Genomic DNA, 15,245 nt, shown 5'->3' with positions numbered 1-15,245 from the left:
GCGCATGACGGTACGGCGGGTGATGGGCATCGAGACCGAGTACGGCATCTCCGTGCCCGGACAGCCGGGGGCCAACGCGATGGTGACCTCCTCTCAGGTCGTGAACGCCTATCTGGCGGCCTCGGCGGCCAGAGCGCGGCGCGCGCGGTGGGACTTCGAGGAGGAGAATCCGTTGCGCGACGCGCGAGGGTTCGACCTCGCGCGGGAGGTGGCCGACCAGAGCCAGCTGACCGACGAGGACCTCGGCCTGGCGAACGTGATCCTCACCAACGGGGCCCGGTTGTACGTGGACCATGCCCACCCCGAATACTCCACTCCCGAGTGCACCAACCCTCGGGCGGCGGTGCTCTGGGACAAGGCAGGCGAGCGGGTGATGCACGACGCGGCGGTTCGCGCCTCGGCGATGCCGGCCAACGCCCCGATCCAGCTTTACAAGAACAACACCGACAACAAGGGCGCCTCCTACGGCTGCCACGAGAACTACCTCATGCGCCGGGCGACCTCGTTCGCTGACATCGTCAGGCACCTGACGCCGTTCTTCGTCTCCCGGCAGGTCGTCACCGGCGCGGGCAAGGTCGGCATCGGCCAGGACTCCCGGGGCGAGGGCTTCCAGATCAGCCAGCGGGCCGACTTCTTCGAGGTCGAGGTGGGCCTGGAGACGACGCTCAAGCGGCCGATCATCAACACCCGGGACGAGCCGCACGCCGACCCGGAGAAGTACCGCCGCCTGCACGTCATCATCGGTGACGCCAACATGTCGGAGATCTCGACCTACCTGAAACTGGGATCCACCGCGCTCGTCCTGGCCATGATCGAGGACGGTTACTTCACCCGTGACCTCACCGTGGACAACCCGGTCCAGGCGCTGCGCGCGGTGTCGCACGACCCGACGCTCAAGTACGAGATCTCCATGCGCGACGGCCGCAAGCTGACGGCGGTGCAGCTCCAGATGGAATACCTGGAACTCGCGCGTAAGTATGCCGAGGAACGCAGCGTCAACGGCATGGACGAGCCCACCAAGGACGTCCTGGAGCGCTGGGAGTCGGTTCTCACCCGCCTGGCGGATGACCCGATGCAGCTGTCCAGGGAGCTTGACTGGGTGGCCAAGCTGGAGCTCCTGGAGGGCTATCGCACCCGCGACGGCCTTTCCTGGTCGCATCCGCGCCTGCAACTCGTCGACCTTCAGTACTCCGACATCCGCCCCGACCGAGGTCTCTACAACCGGCTGGTCGCCCGGGGGCGCATGCAGCGCCTGGTCACCGAGGAAGAGGTGCAGAGGGCTGTCGAGGTGCCGCCCAACGACACCCGCGCCTACTTCCGAGGCCGCTGCCTGAGCCAGTACAGCGAGTCGGTGGCCGCGGCCTCCTGGGATTCGGTCATCTTCGACATCCCCGGCCGCGAGTCGCTGCAGCGTGTCCCCACCCTTGAGCCGTTGCGCGGTACCAAGGCCCACGTGGGCGAGCTGTTCGACCGCTGCCGTACCGCCGCGGAGCTGGTGACGGCGCTGACCGGTGAGTAGTGACGCTTCCCGAGGGGGAGGCTCCCGGCGGCCTCCCTCTCGATTCAGGTTGTCCTTACCTGCCACACGAGGTCCATGCGGAAGCGGCCGTCCGGCCCGACGGTGATCGATAGGTGCCGCACGGCCTGCCCGTCTGACCGAAAGCGTGCGCGAGGTGCTACCGAATTACCGCGGGTGGATGTGTTCATGTGGTGTCGTCCACGACCGGGACGTCAATGCCGCACGTAATGTGCCGACCGAAGGGAAGCACATCGTCGCCGCTGGACGGAAACCTGTCGCCATGGCGCGGCGGGAGGCGGAGACGTTAAACGCCTGTGGAGGCCAGGTAGGACCACCGCTCGCGGTGGCACAGGCCGATGAGGCAGGAAACCACCGAAGCGCCGCATGAGCGTGTGCGGCACAGGCGGAATTCCCGGGCCTCAGCCCGGAGAGCACGTCAAGCGTGGGCGTCCGGTGGCAGCCGGGCCGCGGGCAGTCGCGGCCGGGCCAGGGCCACGCCCTCCGCGTGCAGGACCGCCGAGAGCATGCGACCTGCCTGGCCTATGCTGATGCGAGCCGCCGGGTCGCGCCGGAGCAGCCCTTCCAGAACGGGACGCAGCGTTCCCGCCCTTACCATCGTCTCCGGGTTCCTGTCGGCGGCCGGGCCCCGGGGCGTCGGCGCGCGGTGACCGGAGCGCGGCGGCCGGCCCTCCACCGCGAAGTACAGGCTCGCCCCGAACGACCACAGGTCGCCCGCCGGGGTCGGTGAGCCGCCCCGTAGTCGTTCCGGCGCGATGAAGGCGGGAGCATGGGTGAGCGGCAGGGTCGTGGAGGTGCCCGAGTCGCGGTGCAGCGCCGCGATTCCGAAGTCGGCCAGCACCACCCGGTCGCCGGTCAGCAGGATGTTGCGCGGGTTGATGGACCGGTGCAGGACGCCGGCCCCGTGCGCGTGGCGCAGCCCGCCCAGCAACTGGAAGCCGATCCACGCCACCCAGTGGATCGGCAGGTGGCCCATGTGCCGCACCGTCTCCTTGAGTGTGAGGGCCTCCAGCAACTCCATGACGATCCAGAGCCGCCCGTCCTCCTCAAGCAGGTCGTGCACGGAGATCACCGCCGGATGGTTCAGCCGCCCGGCCGAGCGCGCCTCACGCAGGGCTCGCCGCCGCGCGTCGCGCATGTCCGCCCCGTATTCGCCGAACCGCGGCTGGATCTCCTTGATCGCCACATTCCGCCTGAGCAGGGAATCATGGGCACGCCACACAGTGCCCATGCCGTCCTGTCCGATCGGCGAGGTCAGATGATAACGATCACCCAGTGGGCGTGCCTTTTCTGCGCCTGTTCCCATGAATCACCTGTTGCACATAGAAGCCGGGCCCCTCAGCTGATTCATATTTTCACCCTGGAACGGTGCACTATGTGGTTACTTATGGTAATTATGTGTAACAATTTAGTTGCGCAGGCATGATGGAATTTTGTTTCGCGCCCTTAAATCCCTATTCTGTATTCAGAAAAACTGCCCAGAAGTCGGTGAGTACACCGGAAAAACACCGGGAAACACATCAGGCCGCGCTGAAACAGCGCACGTCCTCCAGCATCTTCGACGTCCGCTCGGCGCTCAGCCGAGCCCGTGGATCCTTGCGCAGCAACCCTCGCAGCACCGGTTCCAGGGCGCCCGCCCGCTTCGGCGCGCGCGGCGGCTCTCGCAGCGCCGCCACCAGGGACGCCATCGAGTTCACCGTACGGAACGGGGTTCTGCCCTCCACCGCCATGTAGAGCGTCGCGCCGAACGACCACATGTCCGCCTCGCGGGTGCCGCCCCTGCCCTGCAACGCCTCCGGCGCGATGAAGGCCGGCGTGCCCCGCATCGATGTCGTCGCCGCACCCTCCGGCGCCGCGAACCCGAAGTCGGCCAGGACCACCCGATCACCGGTCAGCATGATGTTGGCCGGCTTGATGTCGCGGTGGATCACTCCGCCGTCATGCGCGTGCCGCAGCGCGTCCAGCAGGCGGCACCCCATCGCCGCCACCAGGTCTACCGGGAGCGGGCCCGCCTGCACGAGCGTGTCGTGCAGTGTGAGGGCCTCCAGGAACTCCATGACGATCCAGAGGCGCTCGGCCTCCTCGGTCAGGTTGTGCACCGTCACGATGCCGCGGTGGCTCAGCCGTGCCGCCATCCGCGCCTCCCGGACCACCCGCCGCCGCTGCTCGGCCGCGGCGGGTCCAGGTGGCAGGGGTATCTCCTTGAGGGCCACCTCTCGCTCCAGAAGCAGGTCGTATGCGCGCCAGACGACGCCGGTCGCCCCCTGGCCGACGCGGGAGACGAGCTTGTACCTGCGCGCGATGATGGTGCTCACCCCTCAATGATCGCAGTTTTCGATTCGATAGGCCTACCTGGAACGTTCCCCACCTTCCCGTGAGCGCCGGATAAGCCCGGATTCGCTAGTGATGGTGGTCACACAGGGCCGATCAGGGCGGCGGCCTGCCCGAGTGCGACGGCATCTCGTCCAGGAGAACGGGGCCGAGGGGATTTGCCGCGGAGCCTCTGGGGAGGTTTCCTGACGGGAGGTACCCCGGGACGGAGCAGGGGAGCTCCCGTAAAGATCGCGGGACGATCCGCGCGCAATGTCGTCCGGTTCGGGGAAGATATGAGTCAGATGCGTCCCCCAAGCGGAGGTGCCACAGATGGCAAGTAAGGACACCGGCGGCCAGAAGCAGACCGGCCGGACCGACAAGGAAGTCGAGGAGACCGCCGCGGCGGAGACCTCCGACGTCCAGGAGCGTCACGAGAAGCTCTCCGACGACGTCGACGCGATCCTCGACGAGATCGACGAGGTTCTTGAGGAGAACGCGGAGGAATTCGTTCGGAGTTACGTGCAAAAGGGCGGGGAGTAGGGGGCCGAGCGGGAAAAGCCGGCAGGGAGCGGCCGGAGGGTTCCACCGGCCGCGAATATCGTCGGAGATACCAGGCGACCAGGCCGTAGGCCGAATTCAACCGTGACCGAGCACGACCAGATGGACTGACTTCTCACCGCAGGCCCTGTCGCAGCTGGATGAAAGAGGGCCGGCGAAGTCAAGAACCACGGCGGCGAGCGCGGCTACCGGCCGAAACCGAGCCATGGCACTACCGAGAGACGTCATCGAGGCCGACGTCGGTCGGATGTTCGCCGAGTGAGTCGGCTTCCGCTCGATCCACCGGGCGGAAGAGCGGAGCGGCGGGAGGAGGGGGCCCGGGCACCGGGTGGGTCTTCGGCCCGCCCGCCCGCGCGCCCGGGGGCAGGCCGTGCGGCTCGCGCCTGGCGTCGACACCAAGGTGCGCTCGCCCGCGCCCGGGGGCAAGCCAGTGGTCCGGCATGTCGCGACGACTCGGCCACTACACGGATGTAGTCGCCCGTAAAGATTCAAAAGCCCGGCGGAGGTGGGTTCGCGCTGAGCTGATCCAGGGAAGTGCAAGCAGGACGGCAAGATGAGTAAGGTCGGGCCTTAAAGGACCGCACCTTTGGAGGGAGTCGCGTGGGATCGCACAGGGACCTGCCCGCCGGCATGGTGAACCATATCTTTACCGACACCGGGAGCTCCTCGTTCACCGAGTTCGTCAGGTCCCATTCGCCGGACTTGTTGCCTGGTCGTAACGAGACTCTGGCGACCCCGGTGGGTGACCAGATCCCGCATGCCACCACGATCGTCGCGGCGATATGCGCGGGTGGCGTGGTGATCGCGGGAGACCGCCGGGCGACCTCGGGAAACATCATCTCCCAGCGTGACATGGAGAAGGTGTTCCGCACGGACGACTACTCGGGCATGGGCATCGCGGGGGCGGCGAGCGCCGGTATCGAGATGGCCCGCCTCTACCGGGTGGAACTCGAGCACTACGAGAAGCGGGAGGGCCGCACACTCTCGGTGGAGGGTAAGGCCAACCGGCTCGCCACGATGATCCGCGGCAACCTGCCGATGGCGATGCAGGGGCTTGCGGTCGTGCCGCTCTTCGCCGCCTACGACCCCGATGTCGACGGCGGCCGGATCTTCAGCTACGACGTGGGCGGTGGCCCCTACGAGCAGCGCCAGCACCACGCGATCGGGTCCGGCTCGATCTTCGCGCGGGGCGCGCTGAAGAAGCTCTACCGCGAGGGCGCCTCACCCGAGGACACCGTGCTGACGCTGATTCACGCCCTCTACGACGCGGCCGACGACGACTCGGCGACCGGCGGCCCCGATGTGATCCGCAAGATCTGGCCCGTCGTCGCGGTGATCACCGCCGACGGATACCACCGACTCCCCGACGAGGAGGTGGGGGAGTTCGTCCGGACCGTGATCGATTCCAGAACGAACTTCCCCGACGGCCCCATCGCCCCGCTGCGCTAACACGAGAGGATCACCCCAGGTGTCCATGCCTTTTGGATATGTCTCGCCCGAGCAGCAGATGCGAGACAAGGCGGACTACGCGCGCAAGGGGATCGCGCGGGGCCGTAGTGTCGTCGTCCTGCAGTACGAGGACGGCATCCTGTTCGTCGCGCCCAACCCGTCCCGCGCCCTGCATAAGATCAGCGAGATCTACGACAAGATCGGCTTCGCCGCGGTGGGCCGTTACAACGAGTTCGAGGCGCTGCGCCTCGGCGGCATCCGCTACGCCGACATCAACGGCTACACCTACGCCCGTGACGACGTCACCGCCCGCGGCCTGGCCAACCTCTACGCGCAGAATCTCGGCCAGATCTTCACCGAGTCGCTGAAGCCGTTCGAGGTGGAGATCGTGGTCGCCGAGGTCGGCGACTCCTCCGACGAGGACCACATCTACCGGCTGACCTTCGACGGCTCGGTCTTCGACGAGGCGGGTCTGGTTGCCATGGGCGGCCAGGCCGAGGCGGTGGCCGGCCGGCTCAAGGAGCACTACCGCGACGGCCTGTCGCTGGCCGAGGCCCTGGAGGCGGCGCTGTTCGCCCTGACCGAGCCGGGCGGCGAACGCTTCCCCGCGAGCCAGCTGGAGGTCGCGGTCCTGGACCGGAACCGGCCGCACCGCAAGTTCCTGCGGCTCAGCGGCCCGAGGCTGGAGCGCCTGCTTTCCGACGGGGCCCCCGCGGCCGAAGCGGCCACCCAACCCGCTCAACCCGCCCAGCCGGAGAGTCCCCTTTCCGCGCCCGAGACGCCCGGTGCCCCGCCGACCGCGCCCGACGGCGACATCGACACCGGGGCGAACGGCTGACCGGGCCCGACGATCGACCATGAGACACCGAGAGCGCCGCCCTGCCCGGGGCGGCGCTCTCGGTGTGTCCTGGATCACCTCTTCTCCTGACAACCGAACCCGCTCACCGATGGTCACAGTCTGTGTGAGAAACGCCACCCCCCGAGCCTGGACCAGGCTCGCTTTCCCCTTTGCCGGTCCCGCCGCGCTCGCACTGCTCGCGGCCATGGTGCTGACGTCCGGCTGTGGCGGGACGCCGGCACCCGCCTCCTCGCCGCGGGCGGCCGCCCCCGCCACCTCCAGCCTCGCAGTCACCCCCGAGCTTTTCGGCACCGAGTTCCAGACCGCTCCCGAGCACGACTGGAGCAAGGGTGGCCCGCCCCCCTTCGAGGGTGTCCTGCGCGGCTGGCTCACCGACGTGGACGAGGGCGGCGTGGCCGAGTACCGGCCGATCCGCTTCACCCAGAGCGGCGGCGAGGACGGCCACTTCGACGGCCCCGAGGAAGGCGACGTGACCCGCTACGCGGCACCCATCGCCGAGGACGTGCTGTTCCTCGCGGACAGTGGCTGCGACGGCTCGTCGCAGACCTACGACAAGGCCACCAACCTCGGCACCGAGAGGTGCACCCGCCAGAGGTTGATCGACAACGTCAAGGAGGCGGCGTCCCTGGCCGGGGTGGAGGGCCTCTACCGGCCGGCCCTGATCACCACGGAGAACGGCAGGATCACCAAGGTTGTCGAGATCTTCTGGCAGGGCGGCGGCTGATCCGGCCCACTGGGCCCGATGCCCGCGCATCGCTCGCACCCGGCGATGATCCGGGTGCGAGACGCGTCCGCGCTTAGCCGCTCACAGCCCGGGGCATAAGCCGTACGACCGAAAACCCCATGATCCCTCCCACGAGAGGGGTTCGGCGAATAGTGTGAGGCAATGGATCGTCGCATCTTCGGGCTTGAGAACGAGTACGGCGTCACCTGCACATTCAGGGGGCAGCGGCGGCTGTCACCCGACGAGGTAGCGCGTTATCTATTCCGCCGTGTCGTCTCCTGGGGCCGATCGAGCAACGTCTTCCTCCGCAACGGGGCACGCCTGTATCTCGACGTGGGCAGCCACCCCGAGTACGCCACCCCCGAGTGTGACAACGTCGTGGAGCTCGTCACCCACGACAAGGCGGGCGAGCGCATCCTGGAGGGCCTCCTCGTCGACGCCGAGAAGCGCCTTCGCGAGGAGGGCATCGCCGGCGACATCTACCTGTTCAAGAACAACACCGACTCCGCGGGAAACTCGTACGGCTGCCACGAGAACTACCTGGTGGGCCGGCACGGCGAGTTCGGCCGCCTGGCCGACGTGCTGATCCCGTTCCTGGTCACCCGGCAGATCATCTGCGGGGCCGGCAAGGTGCTGCAGACCCCGCGTGGGGCGGTCTACTGCGTCTCCCAGCGGGCCGAGCACATCTGGGAGGGCGTCTCCAGCGCCACCACCAGGTCACGCCCGATCATCAACACCCGTGACGAGCCGCACGCCGACGCCGAGCGGTTCCGCCGCCTGCACGTCATCGTCGGCGACTCCAACATGAGCGAGACGACCATGCTGCTCAAGGTCGGTGCCACCGACCTGGTGCTGCGCATGATCGAGGCGGGCACCGTGATGCGTGACCTGTCCCTGGAGAATCCGATCAGGGCCATCCGGGAGGTCTCCCACGACATGACCGGGCGGCGGCGGGTCCGGCTGGCCAACGGCAGGGAGGCGTCCTCGCTGGAGATACAGGAGGAGTACCTCTCCAAGGCCCGTGACTTCGTCGACCGCCGTGGCGGCGACGAGATCAGCCACCGGGTGCTGGAACTGTGGGAGCGCACGCTCAACGCGGTCGAGACCGGCAACCTCGACAAGGTGGCCCGCGAGATCGACTGGGTGACCAAATACCAGCTGATCGAGCGTTACCGCAAGAAGTACGACCTGCCGCTGTCGAGCCCCCGGGTCGCCCAGCTCGACCTCGCCTACCACGACGTGCACCGCCGCCGCGGCCTGTTCTACCTGCTACAGAAGCGTGGCGCGGTGGAGCGGGTGGCCTCCGATCTGAAGATCTTCGAGGCCAAGTCGGTGCCGCCGCAGACCACCCGCGCCCGGCTGCGCGGGGAGTTCATCCGTAAGGCGCAGGAGAAGCGCCGTGACTTCACGGTCGACTGGGTGCACCTGAAACTCAATGACCAGGCACAGCGCACGGTGCTGTGCAAGGATCCCTTCCGCAGTGTCGACGAGAGGGTGGACAAGCTCATCGCCGGAATGTGATGGTCACGCTTCGGCAAGCTCCTTTAATGCTTACCTCCTCCGTATGCCAGTACGGGTAGTGTGGCGCGAACCTGACGTCTGCTTGAGGGATACCTATGCGCCGCCGCAGCATGGCCGTACTGGCCGCAGTGCCTCTGATGTTCGCCGCAGCATGCGGCTCGGGAGGGGAGACCGCCACCGGCGCCTCCACTTCTGCCGGCAGCGGAGTCACCGAGCCACAGGTGACCGGGGCGATCGGTGCCAAGCCGAACGTGGTCTTCCCGGCCAAGGTCATGGAGACCTCCTCCTACAAGGTGCTCACCCCCGGCACCGAGGGGGAGACCGCCAAGCTCGGCACCAATGTGGTGGCCAACTTCACGGTCTTCGCCTGGGACGGCAAGGAGAACAAGCTCGCCGGCTCGACCTACGACGAGGGCGGTCCACAGGTCATCACGCTCAACGAGCAGGTCCCGGAGATCCTCAGAAAGGGCTTCGCCGAGACCAAGAGCGGCGGCAGGTTCATGTCCGTCGTCGGCAAGGACGCACTGCCCCAGGAGCAGCAGGCGCAGGCCCCCGCGGGCCAGTCGCAGGTCTTCGTGGTCGACGTGGTCGGCGTCCCCGAGGGGAAGGCGGCCCAGGGCACCGCGACCGACCCCGGCCTCGCCGGCGTCAAGGTGGAGAACCCGGGCGGCGAGACCGCGCCGAAGCTCACCACCAAGACCAAGGAGAAGGCGCCCAAGGAACTCGTCGTCAAGACGGTGATCAAGGGTGCGGGGCCCAAGGTCAAGTCCGGTCAGTCGATCCTGGTCCAGTACGCCGGGAAGATCTGGGGCTCGGACGTCGAGTTCGACAGCAGTTGGTCCCGCGGTGGCCAGCCGATCATGTTCCAGATCGGCACCGGCAAGGTCATCAAGGGCTGGGACCAGGGGCTGGTCGACGTGCCCGTGGGCAGCCGGGTGCTGCTGAGCATCCCGCCGGACCTCGGCTACGGCAAGGCGGGCTCCGGCGACAAGATCAAGGGAACCGACACCCTGGTCTTCCTGGTCGACGTGCTGGCCGCCTACTGACGCTCCCCGCGGAGCGACTCACCTTCGAACCCGGCCGTGCGCGTACGGCCGGGTTCGCGTTTTCCGATCGCGATCTCCAGCTACTGACAATTCTCCCAATAGGGCGTTAGGGTTGGCGCAGCCACCGGCCCCGGGAGTTCGGATGCGTCCCACGGCACTGCTCGCCGCGCTTTCGCTCGTGCTGGTCACCGCCTGCGCCTCCGGCGACGGGCAGGCGGGGCCGGAGGTCGAGGTGCTCGGGAACTTCGGTGACAGGCCCACCGTGCGCTTTCCCGAGGGCGCGCCCTCCGGCGGCCTGAAATTCACCGAGCTGATGACGGGCACCGGCGCCGAGATCGGGGGGAACGACCTGGTCGTCGCCCAGTACACCGCGCACGTGTGGGACGGCAAGGACAACCGTCTGCTGGCCTCCAGCTTCAACCAGGGCGCCCCGGCGTCCTTTCCGCTGAACCAGACGATCACCGGTGTGGGCAAGGCCCTGCGCGGCCACAAGGTCGGCAGCCGGGTGGTCGTCGCGGTTCCGCCGGAGGAGGCGTACGGCCCCAACCCGCCCGGCGGGATGACCGTCGAGGACGAGCTGTTCTACGTGGTCGACGTGCTCGGCGCCTTCCCGCCCGACGCCGCCGCGAAGGGCGGGGGCGGGGTTCTCGACGGGGTCAGGGTCACCGGAACCTCCGGTGGGCGCCCGGCCATCTCCCTGCCGGGCACCGCGCCTCCCGGCGGCCTGAGGAGCAAGATCCTCGTCCGGGGCGCCGGGGCCGAGACCCGTGCGGGGCAGCTCGTCGTCACCCAGTACGAGAGCAGGGTCTGGGGCAAGGACGCCTCCGACTCCACCTGGGCGGCGGGGCACCCCAAGGCCTTCCAGATCGGCAAGGGCCGCGTCATCGCGGGCTGGGACCGGGCGCTGGTCGGCGTTCCGGTGGGCAGCCGGGTCCTGGTGATCGTCCCGCCCAGGTTCGGCTACGAGAACGGCCTGCCGCCGTCCGTCGAACCCGGCGAGACGCTCGTCTTCGTCGTCGACGTGCTGGCCGCCTACTGATCCGTGCGCCGGACGCGACCTTCGCCGCCCCCACCTACAATCCGGGCTGTGAGCGGTGATGACCTCGACAAGGTGGCGGTACTTCACGACCCGGTGCGCCGGGCCGTCTACGACTATGTGACCTCCCGTGGCCGGGAGGTGGGGCGAAACGAGGTGGCCGAGGCGGTGGGGATCCAGCGGACTCTGGCCGCCTTCCACCTCGACAGGCTCGTCGAGGCCGGCCTGCTTGACGCGGGCTTCAGGCGGCTGACGGAGCGGACGGGCCCCGGCAGCGGCCGGCCGGCGAAGGTCTATCACAGGGCGCCGGGGGAGTGGCAGGTCAGCGTGCCCGCCAGGGACTACCGAACGCTCGCCCTGGTGCTGGCCGAGGCGGTCGAGTCGCTCGGCGGGGAGGAGCGGGCCGAGCAGGTCGCGCGACGCGCCGGGGCCGGGTTCGCGCGGCAGGACGATGATCTCGTCGGGGTGCTGCGGCGGCGCGGCTACGAGCCGTACGAGGAGGAGGGCAGGGTGCGGCTGCGCAACTGCCCGTTCCACGTGCCGGCCGAGGAGCATCCGCTGCTGGTCTGCTCGGTGAACCTGGGGCTGTGCAGAGGGCTGCTGGAGGCACTTGGCCAGGACACCTCGGCGGCCCGTCTGGACCCGCGCCCGGAGGAGTGCTGCGTCACCTTCTCTAAAAACAATGAGAATTGACATAGAAGCGTCGGAATGATCTGCTGTGCTCATGCACTTGGCCCAACTGAACATCGCCCACATGCGCGCTCCCGTCGACTCCCCGGAGCTGGCCTCCTTCGTCGCCGGTCTCGACCCCATCGACCGGCTGGCCGAGGCGACCCCCGGTTTCGTCTGGAGGCTCAAGGGCGGTGACGCCCCCGAGGACACGGTCAAGCACGACTACGGTGACGACCTGCTGGTCAACTTCTCGGTCTGGGAGTCGCGCGAGGCGCTGTGGGACTACGTCTACCGCAGCGGCCACCTGGAGTTCCTGCAGCGGCGCAGAGAATGGTTCCTGCGCATGGCGGAGCCGTCCTCGGTGATGTGGTGGATTCCCGAGGGGTACGAGCCGAGGCTGGCTGAGGGAATGGAACGTCTGGAGCGGCTCAGGAGGGAAGGCCCCACACCTGAGGCCTTTACCTTCAAGGACTTCTACGACAGCAGCGAGGTCGTGTGGCGTCCGGCGGCGGCCGAGGCCAGGAAGTAGGCCAGGTCCTCGTCCAGGCCGCGGCCCATCGTCGACAGCCTGACCGGAGACTCCCGCAACGCCGCGTACAGCCCGTCCACCGGTACCTCGACCAGCTCGTGCCGCGCGGCGAGCGGGCGCGACTGCTCGGTCACCCGCCTGCCGAAGTCGCCGGGCAGCACGGGTACGGCGATCTGGGCGGGGGCCAGCGCCACCCGGCCGTAGGCGGTCAGCGAGTGGTGGGAGACCCCGACGTGGCGCTCGCGCAGGTCCCCCTCGCTGACCCGCAGCGCCGCGACCGGCCGGCCCCCGAGGACGGCGGCGGCGTTGACCGCCTCGCCGGCCGAGACGCCGGAGAAGCCCCAGCGGGTGCCGCTGCCCAGGTTGCCCGGCCCCTGGGTGACGATCGCGACATCGGCCCCCAGGACGTGCCGGGCCGCCAGCAGGCCGGTGTGCGGCGTCACCGCCTCCACGTCGCCGCCGAAGGCCTGGCCCACCGTGACCACCCCGCACAGCCAGCCGGCCTCCCGTAGCCGCGCGCACGACATGGAGAACCAGGCGGGCAGCGCGCCCCCGTCGAGCATCACGTAGGCGACCCTGGCGGGCCGGTGCCCGCCGGACTCCCCGGTACGCGGCGGATTCGAGCCGTACAGGCCGCAGAGAATCGCCGGCAGGGCCGAGTGCAGGTCGGCGACGATCACCGGCATGCCGTCCACGGAGTCGGCGTCACGCAGGAGGTGGTGGAAGGGCGAGTCCTGCTCGTCCGCGCCGAGTACGGTGGTCTGCAACGGGGTGTAGCGTGCCTTCACCAGGTGTCCGGGACCTTGAGGATCTTGTGGCAATCGGTCGGGAACAGCCACCACCATGGCGTAACCTCCCGTACCGAGACCCATCGCGAGCGCGGTCGTGTTGAGCAGCACCACGTCACCGGGCTCGGGGCGTCCCACCAGGGCCGGATAGGCGAGCGCGCGCGCCTCACCGTCCTCGGTGGTCACGTCGAGTTCCATTGCCCCCGGCCATTCGCGCCGGATCCGTACGACCTCGCCCCTGCGCCATCTGATCACGGGGGAAGGGTAGCGTCACTTGAACAGGGAGGAGGCCGGATGTCGCGTCGGAAGACCGAGCGGCTGCTCAATCTCGTGATCTGCCTGCTGGCCACGCGGCGGCCGCTCAGCGCCGAACACATCCGCCAGGCGGTGCCGGGCTACGACGCCGACAACGACGAGGCCTTCCAGCGGATGTTCGAGCGGGACAAGAACGAGCTGCGTGAGATCGGCATCCCGATCGAGGTCCACAAGGACCCCTGGGAGGAGGATCCCGGTTACCGGATCGTCCGCCAGGCCTACGAGCTGCCGGAGATCACCCTGGAGCCGGACGAGGCCGCGGTGGTGGGCCTGGCGGCCCAGGTGTGGCAACGGGCCAGTCTGGCCGAGGCGGCCAGTGGCGCGCTGCTGAAACTGCGCGCCGGGGGCGTGGAGACCGACGAGGCGTACGGGGTGCTCGGCGGGGCACTGGAGTTGCGCGTCGACACCCAGGATCCGGCCTTTCCCGCGCTCTGGGAGGCCGTGCGTGACCGGCGGGCGGTCCGCTTCGCCTACCGGGCGGCGGCCAGCCAGAACGTGCTGACCCGCACCGTGGAGCCGTGGGGCGTGGTCAGCCGCCGCGGCCGTTGGTACATGGTCGGCCACGACCGTGACCGGGACGCGCCGCGGGTCTTCAGGCTCAGCCGGATCGGCGGGGCGGTCACCACCGTCGGCCGCCCGGGCTCCGTGGTGGTGCCCGAGGGCGTCGACATCAAGTCCATGGTCGTCTACAGCGACGCCGCGATCCGGGAGCGTACCGCCCTCGTCCGGGTCAGGCAGGACACCTGCCAGGGACTGCGCCAGGTGGCGAAGGCGGTGCGGCCCGTCGGCGACGGATGGGACGAGCTGGAGGTCGACTTCACCGATCCCGGCCGGCTGGCCGGGTGGATCGTGGGCTTCGCCGCCGACGCGGAGGTGGTCGGCCCGCCGGACGCCCGCGACGCGGTGATCTGCCGTCTGAAGGGAGCACTCGCGTGAGCACCGCCGATCGCCTGCCCAGGTTGCTGGCGCTGGTGCCCTATCTGATGTCGCACCCCGGGGCACAGGTGCCCGAGGTCGCGAAGATCTTCGGCCTGAGCGAGAAGCAGCTCATCGACGACCTGCAGCTGGTGTGGATGTGCGGGCTGCCCGGCCACACCCCCGGCGACCTGATCGACGTGTCGTGGGACGGTGGAGAGATCGTCATCGACAACGCCGACACCATCGCCCGCCCGCTGCGGCTGGGGGTGGACGAGGCCAGCGCCCTGCTGGTCGCGCTGCGCCTGCTCGCCGAGATGCCGGAGTTCGGGGAACGTGACGCGCTGGCCCGGGTCATCGCCAAGTTCGAGCAGGCCTCGGGCGAGGGCGCGGCGGCGGTCAGCAGCCAGGTCGCGGTGGAGGTCGACGCCGCGCCCGACGCGCTGCCCAGCGTCAACGAGGCGCTGCGGCGCGGTAGACGGCTGTCGCTGCGCTACTACGTGCCGGGGCGCGACGAGATCACCCCGCGCGAGGTCGACCCGATGCGCCTGGTCGTCGTGGACGGCCGTCCCTACCTGTCGGGCTGGTGCTACCGGGCCGAGGCGGTCCGGCTGTTCCGGCTGGACCGGATGCTCTCCGTCGACGTGCTCGACGTGCCCGCCGACCCGCCCGCCGACGCCGTGCCGGACGAGGTGACGCCCGGGGTGTTCCGGCCCTCGCCGACCGACGAGCTGGTGGAGCTGGAGCTGACCGCCGCGGGCCGCTGGGTCGCCGAGTACTACCCGTGCGAGCGGGTCACCGAGCTCGGCGAGGGCCGCGTGCGGGTGGCGCTGCGGGCCAGGGACCAGGGCTGGGTGGTACGCCTGGCGCTGCGCCTGGGCGACACCGGCAGGGTGATCTCGCCCGCCTCGCTGGACGAGAGCGTGCGCGCCGCCGCGACGGCCGCGCTGAATCGTTACGAATCGATCTTCTGACGTGCGGTA

16 protein-coding genes are annotated in these 15,245 nt (G+C 69.2%); 13 read left to right on the top strand and 3 right to left on the bottom strand.

Annotated elements, in window-relative coordinates; translation table 11 throughout:
* Nucleotides 1–4: 4 nt before the first annotated feature.
* Nucleotides 5–1,519 (top strand): depupylase/deamidase Dop, encoded by a 1,515-nt coding sequence (dop, locus tag IG98_RS0102120; protein ID WP_030904568.1) that lies wholly within the window; start codon nt 5–7, stop codon nt 1,517–1,519.
* Nucleotides 1,520–1,664: 145 nt separating this feature from the next.
* On the top strand, nt 1,665–1,907 hold the full coding sequence (locus IG98_RS54570; RefSeq protein WP_342666791.1) for a zinc ribbon domain-containing protein: 243 nt from the start codon (nt 1,665–1,667) through the stop codon (nt 1,905–1,907).
* Between the two features lie 48 nt (nt 1,908–1,955).
* Here the strand turns inward: IG98_RS54570 and IG98_RS0102115 are convergent, their stop codons facing one another.
* Both IG98_RS0102115 and IG98_RS0102110 read right to left on the bottom strand, forming a co-directional pair.
* Entirely contained in the window at nt 1,956–2,843 is an 888-nt protein-coding gene (locus IG98_RS0102115) for a serine/threonine-protein kinase (RefSeq protein ID WP_084195079.1), read from the bottom strand.
* Between the two features lie 214 nt (nt 2,844–3,057).
* On the bottom strand, nt 3,058–3,852 hold the full coding sequence (locus tag IG98_RS0102110) for a serine/threonine-protein kinase (RefSeq protein ID WP_030904564.1): 795 nt from the start codon (nt 3,850–3,852) through the stop codon (nt 3,058–3,060).
* A gap of 328 nt (nt 3,853–4,180) precedes the next feature.
* Here IG98_RS0102110 and IG98_RS0102105 point away from each other — a divergent pair, with 328 nt between their 5' ends.
* From IG98_RS0102105 to IG98_RS0102065, 9 genes are all read left to right on the top strand, one after another.
* Nucleotides 4,181–4,390 (top strand): ubiquitin-like protein Pup, encoded by a 210-nt coding sequence (locus IG98_RS0102105; protein WP_030904562.1) that lies wholly within the window; start codon nt 4,181–4,183, stop codon nt 4,388–4,390.
* A gap of 648 nt (nt 4,391–5,038) precedes the next feature.
* Nucleotides 5,039–5,857: a proteasome subunit beta gene (gene prcB / locus IG98_RS0102100; RefSeq protein ID WP_030904559.1), complete on the top strand. Its 819-nt coding sequence runs from the start codon at nt 5,039–5,041 to the stop codon at nt 5,855–5,857.
* Between the two features lie 25 nt (nt 5,858–5,882).
* Nucleotides 5,883–6,695 (top strand): proteasome subunit alpha, encoded by an 813-nt coding sequence (prcA, locus tag IG98_RS0102095; protein WP_037969199.1) that lies wholly within the window; start codon nt 5,883–5,885, stop codon nt 6,693–6,695.
* A 124-nt stretch (nt 6,696–6,819) separates the two neighbouring features.
* A complete protein-coding gene (locus IG98_RS0102090) occupies nt 6,820–7,440 on the top strand; it encodes a hypothetical protein (protein WP_157594110.1) in 621 nt (206 codons plus the stop codon).
* Nucleotides 7,441–7,602: 162 nt separating this feature from the next.
* Nucleotides 7,603–8,961, top strand: a complete 1,359-nt coding sequence (pafA, locus tag IG98_RS0102085; RefSeq protein ID WP_030904553.1) for a Pup--protein ligase — start codon at nt 7,603–7,605, stop codon at nt 8,959–8,961.
* Between the two features lie 95 nt (nt 8,962–9,056).
* Entirely contained in the window at nt 9,057–10,007 is a 951-nt protein-coding gene (locus tag IG98_RS46495) for an FKBP-type peptidyl-prolyl cis-trans isomerase (protein WP_051751387.1), read from the top strand.
* 142 nt (nt 10,008–10,149) lie between these two features.
* Nucleotides 10,150–11,046, top strand: a complete 897-nt coding sequence (locus IG98_RS0102075) for an FKBP-type peptidyl-prolyl cis-trans isomerase (protein ID WP_051751384.1) — start codon at nt 10,150–10,152, stop codon at nt 11,044–11,046.
* Between the two features lie 48 nt (nt 11,047–11,094).
* A complete protein-coding gene (locus IG98_RS0102070; RefSeq protein WP_030904546.1) occupies nt 11,095–11,736 on the top strand; it encodes a helix-turn-helix transcriptional regulator in 642 nt (213 codons plus the stop codon).
* Nucleotides 11,737–11,767: 31 nt separating this feature from the next.
* Entirely contained in the window at nt 11,768–12,244 is a 477-nt protein-coding gene (locus IG98_RS0102065; RefSeq protein ID WP_030904544.1) for a DUF3291 domain-containing protein, read from the top strand.
* Here IG98_RS0102065 and IG98_RS0102060 read toward each other — a convergent pair.
* The gene (locus IG98_RS0102060; RefSeq protein ID WP_030904542.1) at nt 12,190–13,287 is read right to left on the bottom strand and encodes a DUF3866 family protein; all 1,098 of its coding nucleotides are present in this window, start codon (nt 13,285–13,287) and stop codon (nt 12,190–12,192) included. The two genes, IG98_RS0102065 and IG98_RS0102060, sit on opposite strands and share 55 nt — an antisense overlap.
* A gap of 39 nt (nt 13,288–13,326) precedes the next feature.
* Between IG98_RS0102060 and IG98_RS50065 the strand changes: the two genes are divergently transcribed.
* Entirely contained in the window at nt 13,327–14,283 is a 957-nt protein-coding gene (locus IG98_RS50065) for a helix-turn-helix transcriptional regulator (protein ID WP_030904539.1), read from the top strand.
* Complete coding sequence (locus tag IG98_RS50060; RefSeq protein WP_030904537.1) at nt 14,280–15,236, top strand: helix-turn-helix transcriptional regulator; 957 nt, start codon at nt 14,280–14,282, stop codon at nt 15,234–15,236. The genes IG98_RS50065 and IG98_RS50060 overlap by 4 nt, the downstream gene beginning before the upstream one ends.
* Nucleotides 15,237–15,245: the final 9 nt, after the last annotated feature.

The organism is Streptosporangium amethystogenes, from assembly GCF_000721075.1.
Taxonomy (GTDB): Bacteria; Actinomycetota; Actinomycetes; order Streptosporangiales; family Streptosporangiaceae; genus Streptosporangium; species Streptosporangium amethystogenes.
This window is presented reverse-complemented; position numbering and strand designations above follow the sequence as displayed.

Coding starts and splice junctions, on each gene's coding strand:
- dop (WP_030904568.1), top strand. CDS start 5: ATGACGGTACGGCGGGTGATGGGCATCGAGACCGAGTACGGCATCTCC.
- IG98_RS0102115 (WP_084195079.1), bottom strand. CDS start 2,843: ATGGGAACAGGCGCAGAAAAGGCACGCCCACTGGGTGATCGTTATCAT.
- IG98_RS0102105 (WP_030904562.1), top strand. CDS start 4,181: ATGGCAAGTAAGGACACCGGCGGCCAGAAGCAGACCGGCCGGACCGAC.
- prcB (WP_030904559.1), top strand. CDS start 5,039: ATGGTGAACCATATCTTTACCGACACCGGGAGCTCCTCGTTCACCGAG.
- prcA (WP_037969199.1), top strand. CDS start 5,883: ATGCCTTTTGGATATGTCTCGCCCGAGCAGCAGATGCGAGACAAGGCG.
- pafA (WP_030904553.1), top strand. CDS start 7,603: ATGGATCGTCGCATCTTCGGGCTTGAGAACGAGTACGGCGTCACCTGC.
- IG98_RS46495 (WP_051751387.1), top strand. CDS start 9,057: ATGCGCCGCCGCAGCATGGCCGTACTGGCCGCAGTGCCTCTGATGTTC.
- IG98_RS0102075 (WP_051751384.1), top strand. CDS start 10,150: ATGCGTCCCACGGCACTGCTCGCCGCGCTTTCGCTCGTGCTGGTCACC.
- IG98_RS0102065 (WP_030904544.1), top strand. CDS start 11,768: ATGCACTTGGCCCAACTGAACATCGCCCACATGCGCGCTCCCGTCGAC.
- IG98_RS50065 (WP_030904539.1), top strand. CDS start 13,327: ATGTCGCGTCGGAAGACCGAGCGGCTGCTCAATCTCGTGATCTGCCTG.